Consider the following 2,644-nt stretch of genomic DNA (forward strand, 5'->3'; position numbering starts at 1 on the left):
GACGCGAACCAGGCCCTCGTCATGCGCCCGATCTCGCGGCGGAAATAGATCAGCACCGCGAGCTCGGTGCCGATCTGCGTGATCGCCGTGAACGCCGCGCCGGGGTCGCCGCCCGAAGGCAGCAGCGGGCCGATGATGCGCAGGTGGGCGCTCGAAGAGATGGGCAGGAACTCGGTCAACCCCTGCACCAGGCCGAGGAATGCGGCCTCGAACCAGACCATCGCGCCACTGCTCATGAGGCCCGGGCGCGGCAGGCTGCCGCAATCGTCAGGGGCCGCGGTGCGCCTGTCTGCTGCAACGCCTTCATGAGAGATTGCCTCGCCGGTGCTGAATGAAGCCGATCGCAGCGACGAGCGGCAAGCTCAGTTCGAGGATCTCCTCCACCGCGCCGACCAGCACGCCCGTGGCGACCGGCGCGACGATGCCGAAGTCTTCGGCCAGGATATTGATTGAGCGGTCGAACACTTTGGACACGATCATCGTGACCAGGAAAATGGCCACCGTGGTGGCGAGCGTTTCGCGCCGGCGCAGGCCTTGCCAGACACTGCGCGCATGGCGGCGGATCACGAACACGCCGGCCGCAGCCACGATCAACACCACAGCGCCGGAAACGAGCTTTTGCACGAGCGGCGCCTCGCGCAGATAAAAGCTCAGCTTGAGCATGCTGCCGCCGGTCCAGGCCTTGTGCAGATCCATCTCGCGAGCGCCGAAGGCGACGAAGACGATGCACAGCGCGGCCCAGCCGAGCAGGTCGTCTCCGGGCCGGCGCCACCACCACATCACGGCGGCAAGTGCGAAGTACAGCAGTTCCGTGGGCCGCTCGACGAGGCCGCCCTCCGCGGTGAGCTCTTTCAGCCTTGCCGGCTCCAGCGCCAGCCAAAGGCCCAGGGCGAACAGCAGCGCCAGCACAGGGGGCGCTATGGCGAGGTAGCGCGAACGCCAGAACGAAGTGGCAGCGAGATGCGGGGCCGAAAGGAACGGCGCCTGGGAGTCGGGATGGGGTCTTGTCATGGGGCGCAAGTCAGGCGGGCAGAGTTTAAGAGCGGCGGTGTGACGGCCGCCCGCGTGCGGCCCCAGCCGTTCGAACACAGCACGGCTCGAAGGCGCAAAGCGTGCATCCTGCGCGGCACAGCGCGGGCAATGCTCAAACCCGCAAGGCCCGCGCTGCCTGTGCAACCAGTTCGGGACCTTGGAAGATGAGCCCGGTGTAGATCTGCACCAGGTCGGCGCCCGCCTCACGCTTGGCCCGTGCATCGGCGGCGCTCATCACGCCGCCCACGCCGATGATCGGATAGGTCGCACCCAGTGCCGAGCGGAGTTGCCGCACGACCCGGTTGCTGGCCGCAGCCAGCGGCCGGCCGCTCAGGCCACCTGTCTCGCCGGCGTGCGCGAGGCCCACCACCGCCTCGCGGGCCAGCGTGGTGTTGGTGGCGATCACGCCGTCGATCGCGTTCCTTGTCAGCGTGGCGGCGATCAGGCCGACCTGCGCTTCGTCGAGGTCGGGGGCGATCTTGACGAACAGCGGCACCGCGCGGCGATGGCGCGCGCTCAGGCGCTGGCGCCGTTCCTGGAGTTTGCCGAGCAGCGCGTCGAGCGCGGCGTCGCCCTGCAGGCTGCGCAGGTTTTGCGTGTTGGGGCTGGAGATGTTGACCGTCACGTAGTCGGCATGCTCGTACACGCCTTCCAGGCACAGCAGGTAGTCGTCTGCCGCGCGCTCGATCGGCGTGGCGGCGTTCTTGCCGATGTTCAGACCCAGAATGCCGCCGCCCTGGCGAAAGTGCGCGCGCCGCACGTTGGCGAGAAAGGCGTCGAGCCCGTCGTTGTTGAAGCCCAGCCGGTTGATCAGCGCGTCTGCTTCGGGGAGGCGAAACACGCGCGGCTTCGGGTTGCCCGGCTGGGGCAGGGGCGTGACGGTGCCGACCTCGATGAAGCCGAAACCCATCGCCCCCAGGCCGTCGATGCAGCGGCCGTTCTTGTCCAGGCCGGCGGCCAGGCCGATCCGGTTGGGAAACTGCAACCCCGCCACCGTCACGGGATCGGCGACGCGGGGCTGTTGCCACAGGCATTGCAGCGGCGTGTTCTGCAGCTTGGCGATCGACCCCAGGGTCAATTCGTGCGCGTGTTCGGCGTCCAGGCCGAAGAGAAAGGGGCGCGTCAGCGCATACGGAACGAGGGCCATGGGCGCGGATTGTCCCAGAGCGACGCCGTGCGCCTTGAGCCGGGCCGACGGGTGTGCAACGGGATAATCCGCTGATTGCCACCGCTCGCGCCGCTCCCACTCCCATGAATCAGCAGGAACTCAAGGTGCTTGTCGGCCGCGCCGCGCTCGAACAGGTGGTCGAAGGCAGCGTCGTCGGCGTGGGCACCGGCTCGACGGTGGACTGCTTCATCGATGCGCTGGCCGGCGTGAAGGAACGCATCGCGGGCGCGGTGTCGAGTTCGCTGCGCAGCAGCGAGCGGCTGCGCGCTCACGGCATCCGCGTGTTCGAGGCCGAGGCGGCCCTATCGTTGCCGGTCTACATCGACGGCGCCGACGAGATCGACCGGCGCGGCTTCATGATCAAGGGCGGCGGCGCCGCACTCACGCGCGAGAAGATCGTGGCCGACCTGGCCGAGCGTTTCGTGTGCATCGCCGACGCTTCCA

4 protein-coding genes are annotated in these 2,644 nt (G+C 68.4%); 1 reads left to right on the forward strand and 3 read right to left on the reverse strand.

Going from position 1 to position 2,644, the window contains the following annotated elements; genetic code table 11:
* From H0W38_RS20625 to H0W38_RS20635, 3 genes are all read right to left on the reverse strand, one after another.
* Positions 1-236: undecaprenyl-diphosphate phosphatase (locus H0W38_RS20625; protein ID WP_292457710.1), on the reverse strand; the 236-nt coding region annotated here is incomplete at its 3' end.
* 67 nt (positions 237-303) lie between these two features.
* A complete protein-coding gene (locus H0W38_RS20630) occupies positions 304-1,011 on the reverse strand; it encodes a hypothetical protein (protein ID WP_292457711.1) in 708 nt (235 codons plus the stop codon).
* 133 nt (positions 1,012-1,144) lie between these two features.
* Positions 1,145-2,179 (reverse strand): quinone-dependent dihydroorotate dehydrogenase, encoded by a 1,035-nt coding sequence (locus H0W38_RS20635; RefSeq protein WP_292457713.1) that lies wholly within the window; start codon positions 2,177-2,179, stop codon positions 1,145-1,147.
* Positions 2,180-2,283: 104 nt separating this feature from the next.
* On the opposite strand from H0W38_RS20635, the gene H0W38_RS20640 reads away from it, so the two are divergent.
* A partial coding sequence (locus H0W38_RS20640; protein WP_292457716.1) for a ribose-5-phosphate isomerase A occupies positions 2,284-2,644 on the forward strand: 361 nt, incomplete at its 3' end.

The sequence above is a fragment of the Methylibium sp. genome (genome assembly GCF_013817365.1).
Taxonomy (GTDB): domain Bacteria; phylum Pseudomonadota; class Gammaproteobacteria; order Burkholderiales; family Burkholderiaceae_C; genus Methylibium.

What these genes read in the sequence shown, in the direction of transcription:
- H0W38_RS20630 (WP_292457711.1), bottom strand. Translation starts at nt 1,011, where the DNA reads ATGACAAGACCCCATCCCGACTCCCAGGCGCCGTTCCTTTCGGCCCCG.
- H0W38_RS20635 (WP_292457713.1), bottom strand. Translation starts at nt 2,179, where the DNA reads ATGGCCCTCGTTCCGTATGCGCTGACGCGCCCCTTTCTCTTCGGCCTG.